The organism is Parachryseolinea silvisoli, assembly GCF_021190955.1.
Taxonomy (GTDB): domain Bacteria; phylum Bacteroidota; class Bacteroidia; order Cytophagales; family Cyclobacteriaceae; genus Ohtaekwangia; species Ohtaekwangia silvisoli.
Genome location: NZ_JAIOAO010000004.1, coordinates 361,067 through 381,331, shown reverse-complemented (window position 1 = coordinate 381,331; position 20,265 = coordinate 361,067). Strand labels below are relative to the sequence as shown.

Below are 20,265 nucleotides of genomic sequence, written 5' to 3'. Positions count from 1 at the left end.
TTAATGTCCATCATTATCGTCCGTTTCAGTGGATTGAGGAAAACTGTCTATCTGGTGAACCAGGTTGTCGGTCAGGGAATCTTCGTCTTCGTGTTTAATCAGGTGACGACCATCGGCCATCTTCGCGAAGATGTAGTATAAGCCCGGAATGATGATTACACCGAAGATGGTACCGAACAACATCCCCCCGAGAGCCGAGCCACCAATGGTACGGTTACCGATCGCACCGGCGCCGTGCGCTAGGATCAGGGGTATCAGACCGGCCACGAAGGCGAACGACGTCATGAGGATCGGACGGAAACGTACGCGCGCGCCTTCAATCGCCGCATTGAAAATGGTTTCACCCTGCTGTCGTTTCTGCACGGCAAACTCGACGATAAGCACGGCGTTCTTACCCAGGAGACCCACGAGCATGATAAGACCTATCTGCGCGTAAATGTTATTCTCCAACCCCATGATCTGTAGCATGAGAAACGACCCGAACACTCCGACAGGCAACGACAATACCACCGCCAACGGTATGATGAAGCTTTCGTACTGGGCGGCCAGTACAAAGTATACGAACAACAACACGACGAGGAATACATAGAGCGCTTCGTTACCGCGGATCGATTCATCGTACGATAAACCTTCAAACGCGATGTCATATCCTTTCGGCAATGTTTCTTTTGCTACTTCACGTATAGCCTGGATGGCATCCGCCGTGGTGTAGCCTTTGGCGGGAAGGCCCTGGATAGCCGACGAGTTGTACAGGTTGAAACGGGTAATTTCGTTCGGCCCCTGACCTTTCTTCAGTTTCATGAATGCCGAGTACGGCACCATTTCGCCGCGGTCATTTTTCACAAACAGGTTCAGCAGGTCAGACGGCAGTCTTCTGAATTTTGGATCGGACTGCACATATACCTTGAAGAACTGGTTGAACTTGATGAAGCCTTGCTCATAGGTACTACCGATCAGGATGTTGAGGTTGTCCATCGCTTTGCCGATGGATACACCTTTTTGCATGGCCAGGTTATTGTCGATCTCCAGCTCGTATTGCGGATAGTTGGCCGCGAAGAATGTAAACAAGCCGGTAAGCTCTTTACGTTTGCGCAGGTTATCCATGAACTGCTTATTGATTGCGTCGAATTCGTGGTAGTCGGTGTCTGTCGTTTTATCCAACATACGCATCGAGAAACCACCCGAAGTACCGAAGCCCGGGATCGCCGGCGGTTCGAAGTATTCGACAACCGCACCAAGGCCCTTCGATTCTTCTTCCAACTCTTCCATGATCTCTTTCACCGTGTGGTGACGTTCCGACCAGGGCTTGAGGTTGATCAGACAGGTACCGGCGTTCGATCCACGACCTTCGGTCATGATCTCGTAACCGGCCAGTGACGATACGGACTCCACACCGTCGATCTCTTCGCAGATCTTCTGGAGGCGTTGAGAAACCTGGTTCGTCTTTTCGAGTGTAGAACCGGGAGGTGTTTGGATGATCGCATAGATCGTGCCCTGATCTTCGTTGGGAATAAAGCCGGACGGTACCACCTGGTTTTCATACCATATGCCCGCGCAGAACGCTGCCAGGATGAGGAATGTCACCAGGCGACGGTTAACAATCAGCTTCAACAAGCCTACATAACGGCCTGTCATTTTCTCAAAACCGCTGTTGAATTTATCGAGCCCCTTCGTCAGAAAGTTTTTCTTCCTGGCATGTCCATGGTGGTTTTTCAACAACATGGCGCACAATACCGGCGTGAGCGTAAGGGCGATCAAGGCCGAGATTACAATCGAGCTCGCCATGGTAATCGAGAACTGACGATAGAAAGTACCTACCGGACCCGACATGAACGAGATCGGCACGAATACCGACACCATGACCATGGTGATGGCGATGATCGCACCGCTGATCTCACCCAATACTTTTCGAACGGCACTATAGGGCGTGAGGTGTGGCTCTTCCTCCATCTTCGCGTGCACCGCTTCCACCACCACAATCGCGTCATCGACCACAATACCGATCGCCAACACCAACGCGAAGAGCGTTACCAGGTTGATGGAGAGCCCGAAGAACTGAATGACGAAGAACGCACCGATCAACGATACCGGCACCGCCAGGATGGGGATCAAGGTTGAACGCCAGTCGCCGAGGAACACAAACACCACGATGGCCACCAGGATAAAGGCGTCGCGCAGGGTGTGAATTACCTGCTCGATAGACGCGTCGAGGAATTGTGATACGTCGTAGCTGATCTTGTAATCCATGCCGGGAGGGAAAGATTCTTTCATTACCTCCAGCTTGGCTTTTACTTCTGCGATAACGTCACTGGCGTTACTACCATAGTTCTGCTTTAATACGATCGCGGCCGACGCGTGACCGTCCAGGTTGGAGTAGATATCGAAGAACTCGCTTCCCAACTCTACTGTGGCAATATCACGTAAGTGAATGCTCTCCCCTTCCGAGTTCGCGCGGATGATAATACCTTCATATTCCTCCGGCTTGTTATATCGTCCTTTATAGGTGAGCACATACTCCAGCGACTGCGCTGCAATACCCGAGCTTTGGCCGATACGCCCAGGACGACCGATGATACTTTGCTCACCAATAGCGTCCATGACTTCCTCTACGGAGATTTTGTACGCGCGCATGCGTTCCGGATTCAACCAAACGCGCATCGCGTACCGACGGCTACCCAGGATCTGCGCACGGGCTACACCTTTGGTCCGTTGGATCTCGGGGATCATTTTAACCGTGGCATAGTTGAACAGGAATTTTTCGTCCATGCTCTTTTCCTTGGAGTACAGGTTGACGTACATCAACATACTCGGTTGGATGGGCGTGATGATTACGCCTTCGCGTTGTACCAGCTCGGGCAAGAGCGGCATCACCTGGTCGACACGCGTCTTTACCCGGATGACGGCATCGTTTGGATCCGTGCCGGGCTCGAAGATGATACGAAGCGTTGCTTCCCCCGCGCTGGTGGCGTCGGTGGCGATGTAACGCATATCCTGTACGCCGTTGATGGCCTGCTCCAACGTAATGAGCGTTGACTTTACCAACACGTCGGCACTCGAGCCGGGGTACGCGATGAATATATTGACGGTGGTCGGCGCAATGTCCGGAAACTGCGAGATGGGCAGTTTCTTAATGGCCAGTACCCCCACAAAGACTATTACGATAGATATGACAATCGCAAAGACTGGCCTACGTATGAACTTACTAAACATGTCTTTCGCTGGTTAGGAGATGATTATTCGGCATACAGGTCTAAATGGGCGATGACCGAGTCAGGTTTCGCCACGGTAAAGTGGATCTTCTCGTTTTCCCGCACCTGACGCAATCCTTCCAGAAGGATCTTGTCATCGTCTTTCAGACCGCTTTTCACCACAAAGATGTGTGGCAGCTCTGCCGCGATAGTAATCTCCCGCGAGCGTACCTTGTTGTCTTTATCTATTACATAGACATATTTTTTCTCCAGCACCTCGAATGTGGCCTTCTGCGGAATGAGCATGGCGTTCTTCAACGGTGCCACCATCTGTATGTTACCGGTCTCACCGTGACGCAGCAGGCCTTTGGGGTTCGGGAAGGTAGCCCTGAACGCGATGTTACCCGTCTCGTTGTTAAAGTCGGCTTCAATGGTCTCTACAATACCGATGTGTGGGAACTTCTCGTTGTTGGCCATGATCAGGTTTACTTTCATGAGGCTGTCGCCTTTGGCCTTCGCCCTGAAGTCGAGGTATTCGGCTTCGGGCACGTTGAAGTAAACCCACATCTTGCTGTTATCCGACAACGTGGTGAGCAGGTCGCCTTCGTCCAGCAAGCTACCCAACCGTACCTGGAAGTGGTCCATGATACCGTTGAAGGGCGCGCGGATTTCCGTAAAGCTCAAGTGTACTTGTGCCATGGCCAACTCGGCGTTTGCTTTGTCGAGCTTCGCCTTGCTGAGCGCCAGCTCGTTCGGTGCCACGACGTTGCTATCGGCCAGACGTTTGGTATTTTGGTATTCGATCTCCACAAATTTAGCTTCGGCCTGTGCTTTTTGCAGCTCTGCTTTATACATCAGCGGCATGATCTGGAACATCATCTGGCCTTTCTTCACAGCCTGACCTTCGTCTACAAAGATTTCTTGCAGATAACCTCTTTCGAGCGCCCGCATTTCAATGTGTTGGATGGCATGTATCTGACATACATACTCCCGGATGGCTACGGTGTCTTTACGCAGCGGGTTGGTAACCAAAAATTTTACTTCCTCCTCTTTCCCTTTCTTTTCTGAATGACAGCTTGAGAGGCACAACAAGGCCGACAAACCAATGAGCATTACTTGCTTCATGACTATAAGTTAATATTTCGAGATGTGTTTGTGAGTACTTCCGTAGTAGTCTAATGTGTATAAACGACACATTAGTGCAGCCATGGCGTTGGCGCCAAAGGCTAGTGTAGTAATCTAAAAATCCTTCTGTTGAGGGTCCAGGAAATGTCAATTTCCCGAATGCGATACACGGATCAGATCCGAATGACTAACAATACGAGATAACGATCTGAGGATGTAACGGAAAAGTGTTGCGAAAACAGGAACAGCTTCTGGCCGTTGTTAAAGAAGTAATGAAGGTCTTGCAGCGGAAAGGCGGCGGTATATTTACCACTTTCTACGTGCTTGCGGAGGGAGCTGGCATTGCTTTCGTGCTCATCCTCTTCGCGTTCTTCTAATTCGGTAACCTCCGCCCGGAGGACCTCATGGTTCGAGCCGGCATCGTAGGGACGATCTACCTGCAATCGGCCTTGCACAGCGATGTCGGCATCCATCTGGGTTGTGGTGCCGGGCATCTTGCGAACAACACGGTGCGTGGTGTTCATTTTATATACGGCGCACGTCGCCCCTTGAGCGAAGCTGCCGAAGAGGACAGCGCTCAATAGAAGAAGCAACGTAAGCCAGTATCTTTTCATTGGGTCGCTAATCTATAGAAAGATGATTGTAATGGCAAGTATCCAAAGGGTGAGCGCATGTAACGAACGATTGCATTGATGTATCTTTTCATAAATTCTTTGAAAGCTCTATATGTAACCCAACCGCCTGATAAAGAACGCCTTAAAAAAAGCTTAAACCTTCCTTAAGACTGGCTGAAACCGTTCAGAATATACGCTCGTCCGCCCGACGTGCTCGCGCGGTAAGAACGTGGCGATAGTAACAAGGGTTGCGTGCAGATGCGACGATGCGCTGTACTTTTAGGAGGGATACGGAGAATGGAACGTTTCGAAGAAACATGACGAAGTATAGAAGGTTGGTAAACGGTTGTTCGTGGTGAGCACGTGGCGGGTTTAAGACCGTATGTGTTGTGGGGAAATTTTTCGCCGCCTGTTGGGAATCAGGACGTCGCGGCATACCCAGGAGGGCATGCAGGCATAATTGTTTATGGATGTATTCTAAAAAAGCTATGTCACAGAAAACCGTCAAAGAACACAACCAGCGGGAAATCAAGAAGGCCGAAAAAGACGCGCCGAGCACAGTAGATTTATTGACTGAGGCTGAAAAGTTGATGCCGGAGCTCCGCACGCTGGCTTACTGCACGACCAAAGCCGTGGAACACGGCTACAAAGAAAACTTCCAAGCTACCAAAGATGGGCTGAAGTCCCTCGAAACGTCAAGGCAATATACCCCGGAGCAGCTTCACGTAATGAACTTCTACCGGTTTGAAGGGATTACCGATCCTGCTGATATGTCGGTGCTGTATGTTATTCGGACCGATGACGGCGCAAAGGGTACGCTGGTAGATGCATATGGAACATATTCGGATGAGAATATTTCGAAAGTCATGCGTCAGGTTGAAGATATTGCGAAGCGGAATACGACTTCAGATAATAAGCAGTATAAGTCCACTCCGACGCAGTAATAATCACACGCCGCGGGTTTGGAGAAAATCGTTATCTTTGAGGTTCACAGATAACAATTAACTGCTTGAAAAACCTTCTCTTGTTGCTAGTGCCTATTTTGGTCAGCAACATCGCCCTGGGCCAAAGCGCAGAAAAGAAAATAAGCTACGTGAGCGAAAACGGCTCGGCGGTATCCGATTCCTCTATCGCGAAATCTTACCGTACGCTCGAGCTCAATGAGAAATGTTATTGTTATATCGTTCGTGAATATACGCTTTCCGGCCAGATTCGATCGATGGAAGAATATAGTCAATATGACGAAAAACATACGCAGGATGGCAAGACAATTCAGTTTTACGAAAATGGCAACATAAAGCGAGAAGGCTTTTATAAGAATAATATTCCTGAAGGTGAGTTTATCTATTACTACGAAAACGGAAAGCCCCGTGAGCGTGTCGAAAACATATTCGACCCCAAACCCCGTTACCTACAGGCATATGATACGCAAGGCCATGAATTACTCACGGATGGAAATGGCGTGATGACGGATACGAACGATGCAGGCGAAGTGATTTACAGCAAAGTCGAAGCATACAATATTAAATCCTGTTACAAAATAAAGTCGGCGCAAGACACTGTATTCCTTCCCATCGAACAACAGGCTGAATACCCCGGCGGTATGCAAGCCATGATGCGCTTCTTGAGTCTTAACGTAAAATACCCGCGCGCGGCGCGAAAGGCGCGTACCGAAGGGGCTGTTTATGCCTCGTTTGTGGTCGGTAAAGACGGTGTGCTGCAGGATTTCTTGATCGTAAAGGGCATCCATCCGGAATGCGACGCTGAAGTCATTCGCATTTTAAAGCTTATGAATCCCTGGAACCCTGGCATTCAGCGTGGTCAGGCGGTGAAAAGCAGGTTTGTCCTTCCTGTAAAGTTCCACTTTTAGCCATTACAGGATCACTGCCTTTTCAATCTTATTCGTTGCCGAAGTTTTCTTCGCGCGTATGGAAAGGTAATAATGCCACAGAATCATTGTGGCCACGGTACGGTAGGGCGCCCAGCGTAGGCTGACCTTAGCCAGCTTCTCTTTTGAAACATCCTTCGGTAATTTCTTTATCGCCTTTAGTGCATTCACTGCTGCCAGGTCGCCCGCTGGAAATAGATCGGTACGGCGTAGTACAAACATTAAATAGATGTCGGCGCTCCAATTGCCCAGTCCTTTTAGCGCGACGATCTTCTCGCGCACGGCGTCATCGGATAACGTTTCCATCGCTTTGAGACTAAACTTCTTGCTTTCGATGGCTTCTGCGAGGTGTCGCGCGTAGACGGTCTTCTGCCGGCTGAAGTAGCAGGCTTTTAGCTCTTCATCGGTCAAGCCAAGGAGATTGGCCGGCGTGATTTCCCCCAATCGCTCGCGCAGCTTGTTTAGTGCGGCCAATGCCGACGCCAAGGACACCTGTTGCTCGAGAATGATGTGAATGAGGCTTTCGAACGTGTTGGGGCGCGTCCACATCGGCGGGTAGTCGTATGCTTCTAAAATGGCTTTCAGGTCTTTGTCGCGTGCGGCTACGTGGTCGCAGAGGGGTTTGAAAGTTTCCGGTAGAAAATGTGGGGACCACCGGCGATGTTGTAGTTTTGACTAGACGCCCCATAGTGATGGATTCCTTTTTTCGTGTTCAAGCTTGAGCAGATACGCTTTGTTTTCGAGGCCGCCGGCAAACCCCACCAGTTTCCCCGTGGCGCCAATCACCCGGTGACAAGGCGCAATGATCGAAATGGGATTTTTGTTGACGGCACCGCCGATGGCGCGGCCACCGCATTGACTGCCGACTTGCCGGGCCATTTCACCATACGTGCGTGTTTCACCAAACGGAATGGTTAACAATGCCTGCCACACCTGTTGCTGGAAAGGCGTGCCCGCAAAAGAGAGCTTGAGGGTAAACTGTTCACGCTCACCGCGGAAGTATTCGGACAATTGCCGTTCGGCCTCCCCCAGCACGGGGTGATCCTCCTGTAGAATGGCCGCATCGTCGCCCTGGGCCCGTCCGGGTGTATCATGTTCCCACAGCACCGCCGCCAGGTCGTCGTTGTGAGCGATCAGCCTAAGCATGCCGACGGGAGAGGACATTCGTTTGTAATAATATTCCATTGTAACTTCCGTACTCTACGTAAACACACGGCGCCCAGGCAAAGTTTTTTTTAAAAAAAGTTTGTCGTGGCGGCGGCATCCTGACATAGGGCTGACACAGCCCCTACGTTTCTTTGCTTAACAATTATAAATTCTCACGGTATGGAAAACAAGACATTCCCCCTATCACCCGCTGTTGCAGAAACGACGGTGCTGACTTCACAAATTTTTCTGAACCACTGGCAAAGCCACCGGGGACTGACCCGACGTGTAATCGAAGCTTTCCCGGAAGATAAACTCTTTACCTATTCGATCGGTGGCATGCGCCCTTTCGCGCAATTGGCCATTGAGATGTTGACCATGGCGGGTCCGGGCGTACGCGGCCTGGCACTCGGCAAATGGGATTCTTACGACGACGTCCAGAAGAAACTACAGGGAGCGACTACCAAGGCTGCACTGCTGAAGTTGTGGGACGAGTCGACAGACGAGATCAATGAATACTGGCCGCAGATCACGGCGGAGCGTTTTCAGGAAATAGAAAAAGTATTTGGCCAATGGGAAGGTCCAGTATATTGGGCAGCAATGTATTTTATGGATAATGAGATCCATCACCGCGGTCAAGGGTATGTATACCTGCGCGGACTCGGCATCGAGCCGCCACCGTTCTGGGACAGACATTAATCAGTGTGAGCGCGAAGAAAAGAGTGGCCGCTCTCACACGTCACACTCGCTCTGCTCACATGTGTGCATGAACGCACACATGTGAGCTTAAGAGGGGGATTGCGCGTTCATATAAGTCCTGGGCGTTTTATCACAATTTCTATTCGGATCGACCGGAATTTTAGCTATCATCAACATGCTATACCGTACCCATCACGGAATAGCATCAGAACCGTATTGTTAACCCTAACATCTACTGTTATCAGACACTATCTCATCATGCTCTTTTTTGTCGGGTCCTTCCGGTTGGCGGCCCAACAGGCGGTGTCGACACAGGACACGTCACGCCTGTTCATTGTTAAGACTTCCGACTTTACTATTACCGGCGACGGCCGCGCCACGGCCTGGAATAAAACCGATTGGGTAACTTTACCCGTACAGGAAGTATCGGGCGAACCGCCCCTGACGCGCATCAAAGCGCTCTATTCGGACAAGGGTTTATATTTCCTGTTTGACTGCGTTGATCAAAAGCTGAGCACTACCTACGACAAAGATTTTCAACCGCTGTTTAGACAAGACGCTATCGAAGTTTTTCTATGGCCGGATACCTCGCAGGTGATGTACTTTGAATACGAGCTGTCGCCACTTAACTACGAGTGGCCGCTACTGATGGTTCACCTCAACGGCCGGTCCGGGGGCTGGGCGCCGATGCACTACGAAGGCGAGAAAAAAGTACAACACGCCACCGCTATAGAAGGTGGTGCCAGAAAAAGCATGGCCACCGTCACCCGCTGGCAGGGCGAGTTCTTTATACCGTACCGGGTACTGCATCCGCTTATGGGTAAACCACCACAAGCAGGCACCCAATGGCGCGGCAACTTCTACCGCCTGGACTACGACCAGGGGTATACCACGTGGACGTGGAAAAAGACCGGGCCGAGCTTTCACACCTATCAGAAATTTGGAACCCTGGTGTTCCGCTAACCCAACCTATCCTATACATTTTTACCCCTGCCGAAGTGACGGCGGTGCGCTGCGCATTGCCTGCCAAAAAATAATGCCGGGATCCTGGCGACGTGGGGATTGATCCGCGCGCTGTACCGATTGTACCGGCTGTCACCAATACAGGTACTATACCGGAAAAAACATGGATGCTCTTCTTCGCTGCGGTACAAATCGTTAACTTTTCCTAATCAAGTTAAACCCGCATGCTTATGAAAACCCGTAGAGACTTCTTACAAAAGCTCGCTGCTGCCGGCCTGGCGCTCCCTGTTATTTCATCGATGGCCAAAGGCAACACGACTTCCTTCCTCCATTCCTCCCCACCGTACCAGGGTCCCGTGCTCAAAGTAGCCATCATGGGCCTTGGCAGTTATGGCAACCGTGTAGCCGAAGCGATGCAAGATTGCAAGAAGGCAAAGATTACCGGCGTGATCAGCGGTACACCGTCCAAGATCAAAGACTGGCAAAAGAAGTACGCCATCCCCGAAAAGAATTGCTACAACTATACCAACTTCGATGCCATTAAAGACAATCCGGACATTGACGCCGTGTATGTCATTACCCCCAACGCGTTGCACCGCGAGCAGGTTATTCGTGTAGCCAAAGCCGGTAAACATGTGATCTGTGAAAAGCCTATGGCGCTGAACGCCGCCGAAGGACAGGAAATGGTAGACGCCTGTAAAAAAGCCAATGTAAAATTACTGATCGGCTACCGCATGCACCTCGAGCCCAAGACATTGGAAATCATCCGCCTGCGCAAAGAAGGAAAATTTGGCAAGATCCTGTTCTTCCAGGGGCTGTCGGGTTTCCGCATTGGCGATCCGGGGCAGTGGCGCCTGAACAAGCAGCTGGCGGGCGGAGGCGCGATGATGGATATCGGTATATATTCCGTGAACGGATCCCGGTATATGGTTGGCGAAGAGCCGGTATGGGTTACGGCGCAGGAGACGAAGACCGATCCGGTAAAGTTTAAAGAGGGCGTTGACGAAACGATCCAGTTCCAGCTGGGCTTTCCGTCGGGGGCTGTGGCCTCCTGCCTGTCTACCTACTCCATGAATAATCTCGACAGCTTCTTTCTCGACGGCGAGAAGGGCTTTGCCGAGCTGAAGCCGGCGACTGGCTATGGACCGATCGAAGGCCGTACCAGTGCCGGCGAACTAAACTTCCCCCATGTCACCCATCAGACGGTACAAATGGACGAAATGGCCGAGATGATCCTGAACGGAAAACAACCCGTGGTATCGATGGACGGCCTGGAAGGTCTGAAAGACATGAAGATCATCGACGCTATTTACCAGGCGGTTAAGACGGGTAAAAAAGTACCATTATCACTATAACAATTATACCCGGATATATCCGGGATGTTTTACGGTAACTGTTGCAACATCCTTTCCCCGTGTACCGTGGGCGTTTTTGTCACGCCCACGCTATACTTCCTCCCGACCCTGAAAAGAGCGAACCTGCCGACGCCTATATACCCTGAAAGATCGATTCTTCGGAAAGGGTTAGATTTGCCATTCCTTCGTCCTGTTGCTATGCTTTAGTACACAAAAAATTTAATCTATGAACGTTATTACGACAACCTTGTTTCGACTGGCAGTCTGCCTGGTACTGCAACTTTCCTTTATCCAGGCCTTTTCCCAAACAGTATATTATGTCGACGGCACCAACGGCAATAACAGCAACAATGGCCTGACGCCAGGCACTGCCTGGAAAACCATTCAGAACGCGGCCAATAACGCGACGCGCAACAGTACGGTACTGATCCGCGGGGGCACGTACAAGGAAAATGTTACGATCAACGTGAGTGGCGCCGCCAATGAGCCCATTGTCTTCAAGGCATATCCGCAGGAGGCAGTATTCCTCGACGGTACCGGTACATCGGGCACGACGTTGCTGAAGATTGTGAACCAAAGCTACCTAACCTTCGAGGGTTTTACCTTGCAAAACCTTACCAGGAACAACGCCCAGGGTATACTCGTCGAGTGTGAAGCGGGGGCTACGTCGACAACCCTCTCCTTTCGCAAGCTTACGGTTCGCAACATCCGCTGGACCACCAGCAAGACGGCCATTCCGGGCGATAATGACAACGCACAGCCGTTTATTGTGTACGGTCGCGGCACCACCGCGCAGCGCGCGATCACCAACCTGGTGGTTGACAGTTGCGAGTTCTACGACAACATTCCCGGCTATAGCGAAGTACTTTCGATCGACGCCAACGTCGACGGGTTTACCGTCACCAACAACCGCGTGCACGACAACATTAACATTGGCATTTACGCCGGCGGCAACTACGGTGAATGTACCGTACCCGCGCTGGACCACGCCCGCAACGGTCTGATCGAAAAAAACACCTGCTATCGTAACACGGCGCTCTACGCCACCAGCGGCGGCATCTATGCCGACGGCGCGATGGATGTTATCGTCCGCCGGAATACGTGCTATGAAAACGGCTACGGCATTGAAGTAGGCGCCGAAGAGAACGGTACAACCGAGCGCATCACGGTTGTCGACAATCTCTTTTACAACAACGAAGACGCGGGCATCGCGGTCGGCGGGTATACCAACGAGACAACGGGCCAGGTGCTGAGCAGTATTTTCAGGAACAACACATTGCTTAAAAATGACTCCAGGAAGAACGGCTCCGGCGAAATTTATGTCACCAAAGCCTCACAGTGTGTATTTCAGAATAACATCGTCTTCGCGGGCAGTGAAAACACGCTGTTGTCGCTCGAGAACATCTCACCGCAAACCGGCAATATCTTCAACTACAACCTTTATTATACTGCCCTGGGCAAACCGGATGACATCAACATCAACTGGCGCAACAAAGAATATAGCGACTTTGGCAAATACAAAACCGGTGCGTCGCAGGATGCAAACTCCCGGTTTATCGCGCCTGGCTTAATCTCCGCTACTTTGCCGACGCCCAACCTGCAGCTCAAAACGGGCAGCGCCGCCATCGACATGGGCGACCCGGCCACTGCGCTGCTCACCAACGAAACGGACTTTGGCGGCCAACCGCGCCTATTGAACAGTCGCGTCGATATTGGCGCCTATGAAGGCCTCAGCACCAGTGGTACCGTTACAGCTTCGGGTGGTAACGACATTGCCCTCATTAAGCTGAACGCCTTTCCCAGCCCGGCGCAACGGCAAATTACGATTCAAACTACGGAGGTTCCGGGCGACCGCATCTTTATACTCTACAATGTTCGCGGCGAAGAGCTGCGACGCGCGCAAACACGCGACACGGAGATAACCTGGGATGTAAACACCTTACCGGGTGGTGTCTACCTGGTGCGGGTATTGTATGGCGCCGCGCAACAAACCACACGGGTAGTCGTTGCCAACCGTCCTTAAGCTTCAAACCAACGTTTGAACGCCGCGGCTTTCTCTTTGCTCACGGCAGGCGTTTCCGATACATCGATCTTCAGGGTGAGCTGCAGCTTGCCCTGAAGATCTGTTTTATACCCCCCGATGATACGCCGGTGTACCAACAGCTGCCGGTTGGCCCGAAAGTAACGCGCCGGGTCTACAACCTCCTCCACCTCGTCCAATGACCGGTACTCCGTTACCAGCAGGCGACGGTCCAGTGTCTGGAGGAAGATCAGATCGCGTTTGATAAAACAAGCAATATCCTTTTCCTCGATGCGTTGCGCTTGCGGGCCACTGTGAATGATAACGTTTTCTTTGTAGCGCGCCGGCACGGGATTTCCTTCCAGGAAGCGTGCAAGCTCTTCCAGCGACAGCCGGCTACTGCCCTGTTGCCGTAATTCGCGAAATTTGTCGAGCGCTGCCCGGAGCTCGTCGTATTGAACTGGCTTCAGCAAATAGTCGATGCTGTTTACCTTAAAGGCACGGATGGCATATTGGTCGTAGGCGGTGGTAAAGATGATCGGGCTGTCCGGCTTCAGGTCCAGCAACAGGTCTATACTAATCCCATCCGACAGCTGTACGTCGGCTAAAATCAAATCGGGCTCCGGATGTTTCCGAAACCACGCGCGCGCTTCCTGTACGCTTGCCAGGGGGCCGGCCAACGTAGCATGCGGTGCCAAATGATGGATATGCCCCATCAACTGCTCGGCTACCAGTGGCTCGTCTTCCAGGATCAGGATGTTCATAGTAAAGGGATTTCAACCGTAAACGTGGTATCGGTACCGGTAATCTTCACGGACCGGTCACTCAGGTAGCCATACAGTTCTACCAACTGTCGCAGCCCCTGCCGCGTGGACGGCTCCAGCAAGGCTTTGGGTTGTACGTTATTTGTCACGACGAGGAAACCTTCGCGGTCAAAAATGCGGATCGTGAGCGGGCGTGCCGGGTGGATCTCGTTGTGTTTGATGGCATTGTCGATCAACATCTGCAGCGTCACCAACACGATCTTTTTCTCACCGGCCTCCGGCGACAGTGCAATGTCTACGAGGAGGGCCTCGCGAAACCGGATACGTTGCAGCGCCATGTAGTGTTGAATAAAGTCCAGCTCCCATGGCAGGCCCACCACCTCGCGCTCTTCGTGGTCCAGTACATAGCGGTATACTTTCGAGAGATGGTTGATGTAATGCGACGCCAGCGCGGGGTCGGTCTTGACTAAGGCATCCAGCGATGTCAGCGCGTTGAAAAGAAAGTGCGGGTTTATCTGATTCTTTAAATGATGATACTGCAGCTGTGCCTTTTCTTTTTCGATACGTGCTATACGCAGCAGCTCTTCTTTCCACTGCTGTATAAAGTGCGCGCTGATAAAGATCATGTTGATAGCAATGGCGATGCCGATATGGGCGATTAACATCACGGTCACCACGTCGTCGCTAAAGACTGTCGGGAAGCGATGTTGCAACGGGTACATCATCGCCCACCGTAGCACCATGATGATGGCGACGCCCGAGGCCAGCTGAACAACGATGCGCCCGTACAGGTATCGCGAGAACGGCATCCAACGGTTTAGCGCCCGGTGCACGCGCTCGTAGATTTCCCACACGATCTGAATGAACACGATGAAGGCGATCGTTGCCACGATGTGCTGAAACAGCTGCATGTCGGGCATCAGCGCCTGGCGTATGAACCAGCCTGCTGCCGCGACGACCGCGGTGATGCCGATGCGCTGCACATATTTATTTTCGATCCAGGTCATGATGTTACAAATTCGATATTCTTACCGGAATAACCGCTTTACCCAGGGGCCTTTCCATAACCACAATCCGGAGAGTGCCACCGCGGGCAGGATACCCCAACGCACGGCAATGACCGCTTCGGGGATGGTCGATACAGGGCCGTAGACATAGCCGATGATGGGAATGCTGGCCAGGATGTGAAGCCAGCGGATGATTTTTCGTTCCAGTGCTGCGTTCATGTGATTTGTTTTTTAGGCAAGAACGCAGGGTTGTGAGAATTCGGCGAGGTTTAGGAGGGCATAGGCAAGGAAGCGGAACGATTTCGCATCGAGGCGGAAAAAACAATCATTCTCGTCGCGACAGTAGCCATTACTGTTATTACTTCAATAGTGACAATAACAACTCCGGTTCGTTCGTAGTAATAAAGTCAACTTGCTGACGCAGTAAATCTTCTAACAGCGCCTTGTCGTTCGCCGTCCAGACATTGACAGTAAGCTTATGTTGTTTAGCGCTTGCCACCCAATCCGCGTTCTTTTGCAACACGTTGAAGTGGTAATCTAAGCCAAAGAAATGATCGGCCGCCAGCTCCGCGGGAGTCTTATCTCCCTTCAAATAGGCAACATGCGCATACGGCGCCAGCTTCATCACTTCCAAACACACATCGTAATCAAAGCTGATATAGTCTACCCACGCCTGTGCTTGTAAGTCCTCCACCAGGGCTACAATCTTGCGTGTAAGGGCTATCGAATGTTCTTTCCCTAATTCAGATGCTTTGATTTCGAGAATGAGCTTTGTCTTCTGTTGGTCAAGGCCTGCTTTCAAATACTGTTCGAGCGTTGGCATCGGCTCGCCGTTGGAAAGTTTCAGCGCCAGCAGCTCGCGTGACGGCGTCCTGGCAATGGAGGTATTTTGTATCGATGCGTCGTGGTTGATGACCGGCAATGAATCAGCCGACATGTGTACGTCGAACTCGCTGCCCTCGCAGCCCAACGTTACGGCATGGCCCAGTGCGGCGATGGAGTTTTCAGGGGCACCTGTGTTTTTCCAGGCGCCGCGGTGGGCAATGACTTTATTGCGAATAAAATTGTCATCTAAAAGCGTAAAGGCCTTTGTGAGGGCCTGGCCGGAGGTGGTAGTCGCCGTTACGGTTAGGGCATAGCGGCCCGCTTTATTGCGTTTGCCTTTTTTGACCAACAGCCGGTTTTCCTCGTCGACCGTAAACGCCGCGGCGTCGGGGCCGCTCAGCGCCACGGTGCGTATGGCCGCGTCCGGTGTGAGCTTCACTTGCCCGACGACATCATCTTTCGCCAGTGTGTAGTTTGTCAGAAACAGACGTACGGCGGAGCCCGATTGCGCATGGCCCGAAAACACCGACATCAACAGGAAGCATCCCAGCATGATACGTGACTTTTTCATAATTCAATCGTTCGAGGCAAGATAACGATCACCTGCACGACGCGCCAACTTCCAGACTTTTCGAAATTGTTATCTTTTATTCAGAGCAGTCCCTTCTCTTCCAGGTTCGCGCGTACCTTTTTATGATTCTCCCAGAAGCGATCGCGCACCATCTGCATGGCTTTCTTGAACTCCGGCAGGTCTTCGACCGAATCAGCAATCGGATCGACGGTAAAAAAGAGGACCCAATATTGGTAGTCCTTTTCCCCCGAAAACAACTTCAGGTGCTCGATTGCTTTCGGCGCATCGCCGAGGTAAGAATAGTAGGCCGCCAGGCTGGCGTGTCGGTAGATGGAGCTGTCTGTTTCTATATACCGCTGGAAGGCTTCGATACGCTCCCGCCCTTTCTTTTCCTGTCCCACCTTCTGCAACACGATGCCGATCTTCAGGTTTTCGTGTTTGAAGATATCCATTCCTTTCGCCTCCGTAATGGCGAGGTAGCGTTTATAGTATTTATAAGCTTCGGCGTAATTACGCTGGAAGTAATACATCTTACCGACTTCCTGCAGCATGATAAAATTTGTAGTATCCTTTTGAAATTCCTTTACCAGGGCACTGCAGGTGCTTTGCACGTCTTCGTGCTTGGCATACAGGATGTAAATGCGCAGGTAGCCGGAGAACGGATTGTCGGGCTTATAGGCCAGTGACTTGTTTATGTATTCCAGGGCCTCGTCGATAAAACCCGCCTGCATCAGCGCATTGCTCAGATGCAGGTATTTATAGCTGACGGTAGAGGAGTCGCCGGAGCCGCCATCGATCCGCACCCCCAGCAAGGCGTACTCGATGTATTTCTCCGCATTGGGTAAGTAGCCATTGTATAGCTCTGAGAGAAAGTGCGCTACGATGCCCGAGTTCGGATTAAACTCCAGCGCTTTCTCCAGGTACGGCGCAGCTTCTTTATATTCTTTCTTGTGCATGAAGAACAGCGCTTTGGCGATTAAGCTCTCGGCCGACTTTTCGTCGTACAGCAGGGCTTTGTCTGCATACTCACTGATCTCTTTTGCATACTTCTTGTTGATCTGGAACAAGTCGAGGTAATAGTAGGCAATGGATGCGGCAGCATAGGCCTGCGCAAAATGTGGATCCCGTTTGATGGCATCCTGAAACAAGTTGATCGACTTCTGCAACGACCCCGTTGAGCTTTCGTACAGCAGCTCCCGTCCTTTCATATACTCATCGTATGCTTCCAGGTCTTCCGTTGGAATCTTCTCGATCTGTTGTGCTTCTTCCGGCGTAATAAAGGCCTGAATCTCTTTGGCAATGCTATGCGCGATTTCTTGCTGCAAGGCAAAGATATCTTTGGCCTCGCGTTTATATTGCCGCGACCAAAGGTGTCTGTCGGTGGTGCCTTCGATTAGCTGGATGTTAAGCAAGATCTGGTCACCGATCTTCTGCCCGCTGCCCTCGATAAAATAATTAACGTTTAGCTCATGCGCCATTTCCGGAATGGACTTGGCGGTGTTCCGGTATTTCTCCGATGTCGTACGGCTGATCACCCGCAGATCACGGATCTTCTGCAGGTTGTTTAGCGTCGACTCCATCAGACCGTTGATCAGGTACAGGTTGGTGGAGTCGCCGCTGTCGTTCTTAAAGGGGAGTACGGCAATGGATTTTTCAAGCAAAGGCCTGGTGGCCGTGCGGTGCCACATGTAATATCCCATCAACAACGCGGCAACTACGATGAGCGCCACGACGGCCCAACGTAGCCGTGCGGACCAGCGCCCGGGCGTACGTTCCAGCCGGACCGGTGGTTCAACGACGGCGGCTTCCGTCACAGCCGCCCGCTTTCCTGCCTCCCCCGGCGGATAGCCGTAATACTCCCGAAAACATTTGATGAAATACGACACGCTGCCAAAGCCCACCTGGTCCGAGACCTCGGACACATTCAGCGCCGTCGTCCGCAGCAGCGCCATGCCCCGCTTCAACCGCACCTCGCGGATGAGCTGGTTTACGGGCGAGTCGGTGTGCTTTTTAACCTTGCGCAACAGGTTTGACCGGCTCATGTTCATTTTCTCGGCTAACTCCGATACTCCGAATTGCTCGTTGGCAATGTTCTCTTCGATCAGCGTGGTGATCTCCTGCAGAAATTCGTTGTCGGAAACGGGCATAGGCGACATGGCGGCTATTGGGCTATTTCACGTACAATTTACCCTTTGCGCCATCATTTGCATCAAATTTTATATCGATTCATCATAATTTATACCGGCTCCCGCAAACTTGACGGTTTTGGCTGCGCGCGTGTTTAGCCTGCGGCGGCGATCTGCCCCACCTTTACAGCATAAAAACACACAAATCCGAAACCGTCAAACACATGAAAACAAACCGCTTTAACATCGCATGTTTCGCTGCCGCCCTGTTCGCGGCCGGCGCTCTGTTGACCCTGCAGTCGTGCAAAGGCCCCGCCGAAAAGGCCCAGGCCGACAACACTGCCACAAGTGTCTCCGCGCCACCGGTCGATATCCACACGGCAGTCCTGACCGAAAACCTGGGCGCACTGCAACAACACATCCAGGCGGGCACCAACCTGAATGAAAAAGATCCCTTTGGCGGGTCGAGTCCGCTTATTACGGCCGCAGTCTTTGGCAAGACCGAAATGGCCCGCACCCTGATCGAAGCGGGCGCCGACCTCAACTTTATCAACAACGACGGTTCTACGCCCCTGCACACGGCAGCTTTCTTCTGCCGCCCGGAGATCGTGCGCATGCTGCTCGACAAAGGCGCCGACAAGACCATTAAAAACAAGTATGGCGCGACACCCTACGAGTCAGTGGCCGGCCCGTTTGCCGATGTGAAGGACGCGTATGATATGATGGGCAAGATGCTCTCGCCTATGGGCCTGACGCTGGACTACGCCTATATCGAACAGACGCGTCCGGTCATTGCCGACATGCTGAAGTAACCACACCAACCCTTCCGCCAGATGTTACCGACGAGCAGACGTTACGATATCGACTGGATCCGGGTGATCGCGATCGGTCTTCTCCTGATCTACCACGTGGCCATTGCCTTTCAATCGTGGGGCATTATGCTGAGCTTTATTACCGCCCCGACTCCGTGGCCTGCGCTGTGGTTGCCGATGGGTATGCTCAACATCTGGCGGATACCCTTACTATTTTTTGTCTCGGGCATGGGGGTATACTTTGCCCTGCAGAATCGCACGGCGGGGCAACTGCTCTGGGAGCGCACGCGCCGCATTCTTGTGCCGTTCCTTGTTGGGTTTGTATTGATTGTACCCGCCCATATATACCTGTGGCAGCGTTACAATGGGTTTAAAGAGTCGTACACCCCCAACCCCGGTCATTTGTGGTTTCTCGGCAACATCTTTGTCTACGTGGTGGTGTTACTGCCGGTGGTGTATTACCTCCAACGTCGTGAAGACGGTCGCGTAGCCTGCGCGATACGGAAATTGTTTAGCACACCGCTTGGTTTGCTGGTGATGGCAGGGGCTTTTATCCTGGAGGCCCGGCTGACTGATGCTCATCCTTATGAGCTGTATGCATTGACATGGCATGGGTTCTTTCTGGGTATGCTTGCCTTTTTCTTCGGATTCTGTTTCATATTGAGTGGGGAGCCGTTTTGGAAGATGTTGCTACGGTGGCGCTGGGTGTTTCTGACGTTGGCCGTGACACTCTTCGTTGTTCGGCTGGTGAAGTATACTATGATGGCCCCCGCTTATCTGGTGCCGGAATCGCATGGATGGATTTTATCGGTCTTTGCGTTTGGCTATCGGTATTTGAACAAGCCAGGGGATCGCTTGCGGTATTTGAGCGAGGCAGCGTATCCGGTGTATATTCTGCACATGGTTTTTCTGTCGCTGGGATCATTTCTCATCTTTCTGCTGGATGTTCCTGCGCCGGTGCAGTTTGTGCTGTTGGTGCTGTTTACGGTTGTGGGCTGTTTTGTTTTTTATGAAGGCGTGGTGCGACGAATAAATGTGGTGCGGGTGTTGTTTGGTTTGAAAAGGAAGTAGCCGGGGTAGTCGCACATTTTTTTTACTACGCAAATAGACTGCGCAGGCATGATTCAGCTTTGTAGCACGATCAGGAAGATTTTAAAAGTCC

General features: G+C 51.8%; 18 protein-coding genes. 8 read left to right on the top strand and 10 right to left on the bottom strand.

The window, feature by feature from the left end; all coding sequences use genetic code 11:
* The 3 genes from K7P01_RS24485 to K7P01_RS24475 all read right to left on the bottom strand — a co-directional run bounded on the left by K7P01_RS24485 (position 1) and on the right by K7P01_RS24475 (position 4,927).
* Positions 1–3,210 carry an efflux RND transporter permease subunit gene (locus tag K7P01_RS24485; RefSeq protein ID WP_267297213.1) on the bottom strand — a complete coding sequence of 1,070 codons (3,210 nt, stop codon included), beginning with the start codon at positions 3,208–3,210 and terminating at the stop codon, positions 1–3.
* 23 nt (positions 3,211–3,233) lie between these two features.
* On the bottom strand, positions 3,234–4,313 hold the full coding sequence (locus K7P01_RS24480) for an efflux RND transporter periplasmic adaptor subunit (protein WP_267297212.1): 1,080 nt from the start codon (positions 4,311–4,313) through the stop codon (positions 3,234–3,236).
* 173 nt (positions 4,314–4,486) lie between these two features.
* Positions 4,487–4,927, bottom strand: coding sequence for a hypothetical protein (locus K7P01_RS24475; protein WP_267297211.1), 441 nt, complete (start codon positions 4,925–4,927; stop codon positions 4,487–4,489).
* Between the two features lie 488 nt (positions 4,928–5,415).
* Here K7P01_RS24475 and K7P01_RS24470 point away from each other — a divergent pair, with 488 nt between their 5' ends.
* A complete protein-coding gene (locus K7P01_RS24470; protein ID WP_267297210.1) occupies positions 5,416–5,871 on the top strand; it encodes a hypothetical protein in 456 nt (151 codons plus the stop codon).
* A gap of 65 nt (positions 5,872–5,936) precedes the next feature.
* Entirely contained in the window at positions 5,937–6,797 is an 861-nt protein-coding gene (locus K7P01_RS24465) for an energy transducer TonB (protein WP_267297209.1), read from the top strand.
* A 3-nt stretch (positions 6,798–6,800) separates the two neighbouring features.
* On the opposite strand, the gene K7P01_RS24460 is transcribed toward K7P01_RS24465, so the two are convergent.
* Complete coding sequence (locus tag K7P01_RS24460; protein ID WP_267297208.1) at positions 6,801–7,364, bottom strand: DNA-3-methyladenine glycosylase family protein; 564 nt, start codon at positions 7,362–7,364, stop codon at positions 6,801–6,803.
* A 126-nt stretch (positions 7,365–7,490) separates the two neighbouring features.
* Positions 7,491–7,979 (bottom strand): methylated-DNA--[protein]-cysteine S-methyltransferase, encoded by a 489-nt coding sequence (locus K7P01_RS24455; protein WP_397311137.1) that lies wholly within the window; start codon positions 7,977–7,979, stop codon positions 7,491–7,493.
* 162 nt (positions 7,980–8,141) lie between these two features.
* Here K7P01_RS24455 and K7P01_RS24450 point away from each other — a divergent pair, with 162 nt between their 5' ends.
* From K7P01_RS24450 to K7P01_RS24435, 4 genes are all read left to right on the top strand, one after another.
* The gene (locus K7P01_RS24450; protein ID WP_267297206.1) at positions 8,142–8,660 is read left to right on the top strand and encodes a DinB family protein; all 519 of its coding nucleotides are present in this window, start codon (positions 8,142–8,144) and stop codon (positions 8,658–8,660) included.
* A gap of 258 nt (positions 8,661–8,918) precedes the next feature.
* Positions 8,919–9,623 (top strand): carbohydrate-binding family 9-like protein, encoded by a 705-nt coding sequence (locus tag K7P01_RS24445; protein WP_267297205.1) that lies wholly within the window; start codon positions 8,919–8,921, stop codon positions 9,621–9,623.
* 230 nt (positions 9,624–9,853) lie between these two features.
* Positions 9,854–10,978, top strand: a complete 1,125-nt coding sequence (locus K7P01_RS24440; protein WP_267297204.1) for a Gfo/Idh/MocA family protein — start codon at positions 9,854–9,856, stop codon at positions 10,976–10,978.
* A gap of 226 nt (positions 10,979–11,204) precedes the next feature.
* Entirely contained in the window at positions 11,205–13,001 is a 1,797-nt protein-coding gene (locus K7P01_RS24435) for a right-handed parallel beta-helix repeat-containing protein (protein WP_267297203.1), read from the top strand.
* Here the strand turns inward: K7P01_RS24435 and K7P01_RS24430 are convergent.
* The 5 genes from K7P01_RS24430 to K7P01_RS24410 all read right to left on the bottom strand — a co-directional run bounded on the left by K7P01_RS24430 (position 12,998) and on the right by K7P01_RS24410 (position 18,321).
* Entirely contained in the window at positions 12,998–13,762 is a 765-nt protein-coding gene (locus K7P01_RS24430; RefSeq protein ID WP_267297202.1) for a LytR/AlgR family response regulator transcription factor, read from the bottom strand. The genes K7P01_RS24435 and K7P01_RS24430 overlap by 4 nt on opposite strands.
* The gene (locus K7P01_RS24425; RefSeq protein ID WP_267297201.1) at positions 13,759–14,769 is read right to left on the bottom strand and encodes a sensor histidine kinase; all 1,011 of its coding nucleotides are present in this window, start codon (positions 14,767–14,769) and stop codon (positions 13,759–13,761) included. The genes K7P01_RS24430 and K7P01_RS24425 overlap by 4 nt, the downstream gene beginning before the upstream one ends.
* A 21-nt stretch (positions 14,770–14,790) precedes the next feature.
* Entirely contained in the window at positions 14,791–14,988 is a 198-nt protein-coding gene (locus tag K7P01_RS24420; protein WP_267297200.1) for a hypothetical protein, read from the bottom strand.
* A gap of 139 nt (positions 14,989–15,127) precedes the next feature.
* Positions 15,128–16,165 carry a glycerophosphodiester phosphodiesterase gene (locus K7P01_RS24415; protein ID WP_267297199.1) on the bottom strand — a complete coding sequence of 346 codons (1,038 nt, stop codon included), beginning with the start codon at positions 16,163–16,165 and terminating at the stop codon, positions 15,128–15,130.
* Between the two features lie 80 nt (positions 16,166–16,245).
* On the bottom strand, positions 16,246–18,321 hold the full coding sequence (locus tag K7P01_RS24410) for a helix-turn-helix domain-containing protein (protein ID WP_267297198.1): 2,076 nt from the start codon (positions 18,319–18,321) through the stop codon (positions 16,246–16,248).
* A gap of 194 nt (positions 18,322–18,515) precedes the next feature.
* Between K7P01_RS24410 and K7P01_RS24405 the strand changes: the two genes are divergently transcribed.
* Both K7P01_RS24405 and K7P01_RS24400 read left to right on the top strand, forming a co-directional pair.
* Positions 18,516–19,103, top strand: coding sequence for an ankyrin repeat domain-containing protein (locus K7P01_RS24405; RefSeq protein WP_267297197.1), 588 nt, complete (start codon positions 18,516–18,518; stop codon positions 19,101–19,103).
* 21 nt (positions 19,104–19,124) lie between these two features.
* On the top strand, positions 19,125–20,174 hold the full coding sequence (locus K7P01_RS24400) for an acyltransferase family protein (protein WP_267297196.1): 1,050 nt from the start codon (positions 19,125–19,127) through the stop codon (positions 20,172–20,174).
* Positions 20,175–20,265: the final 91 nt, after the last annotated feature.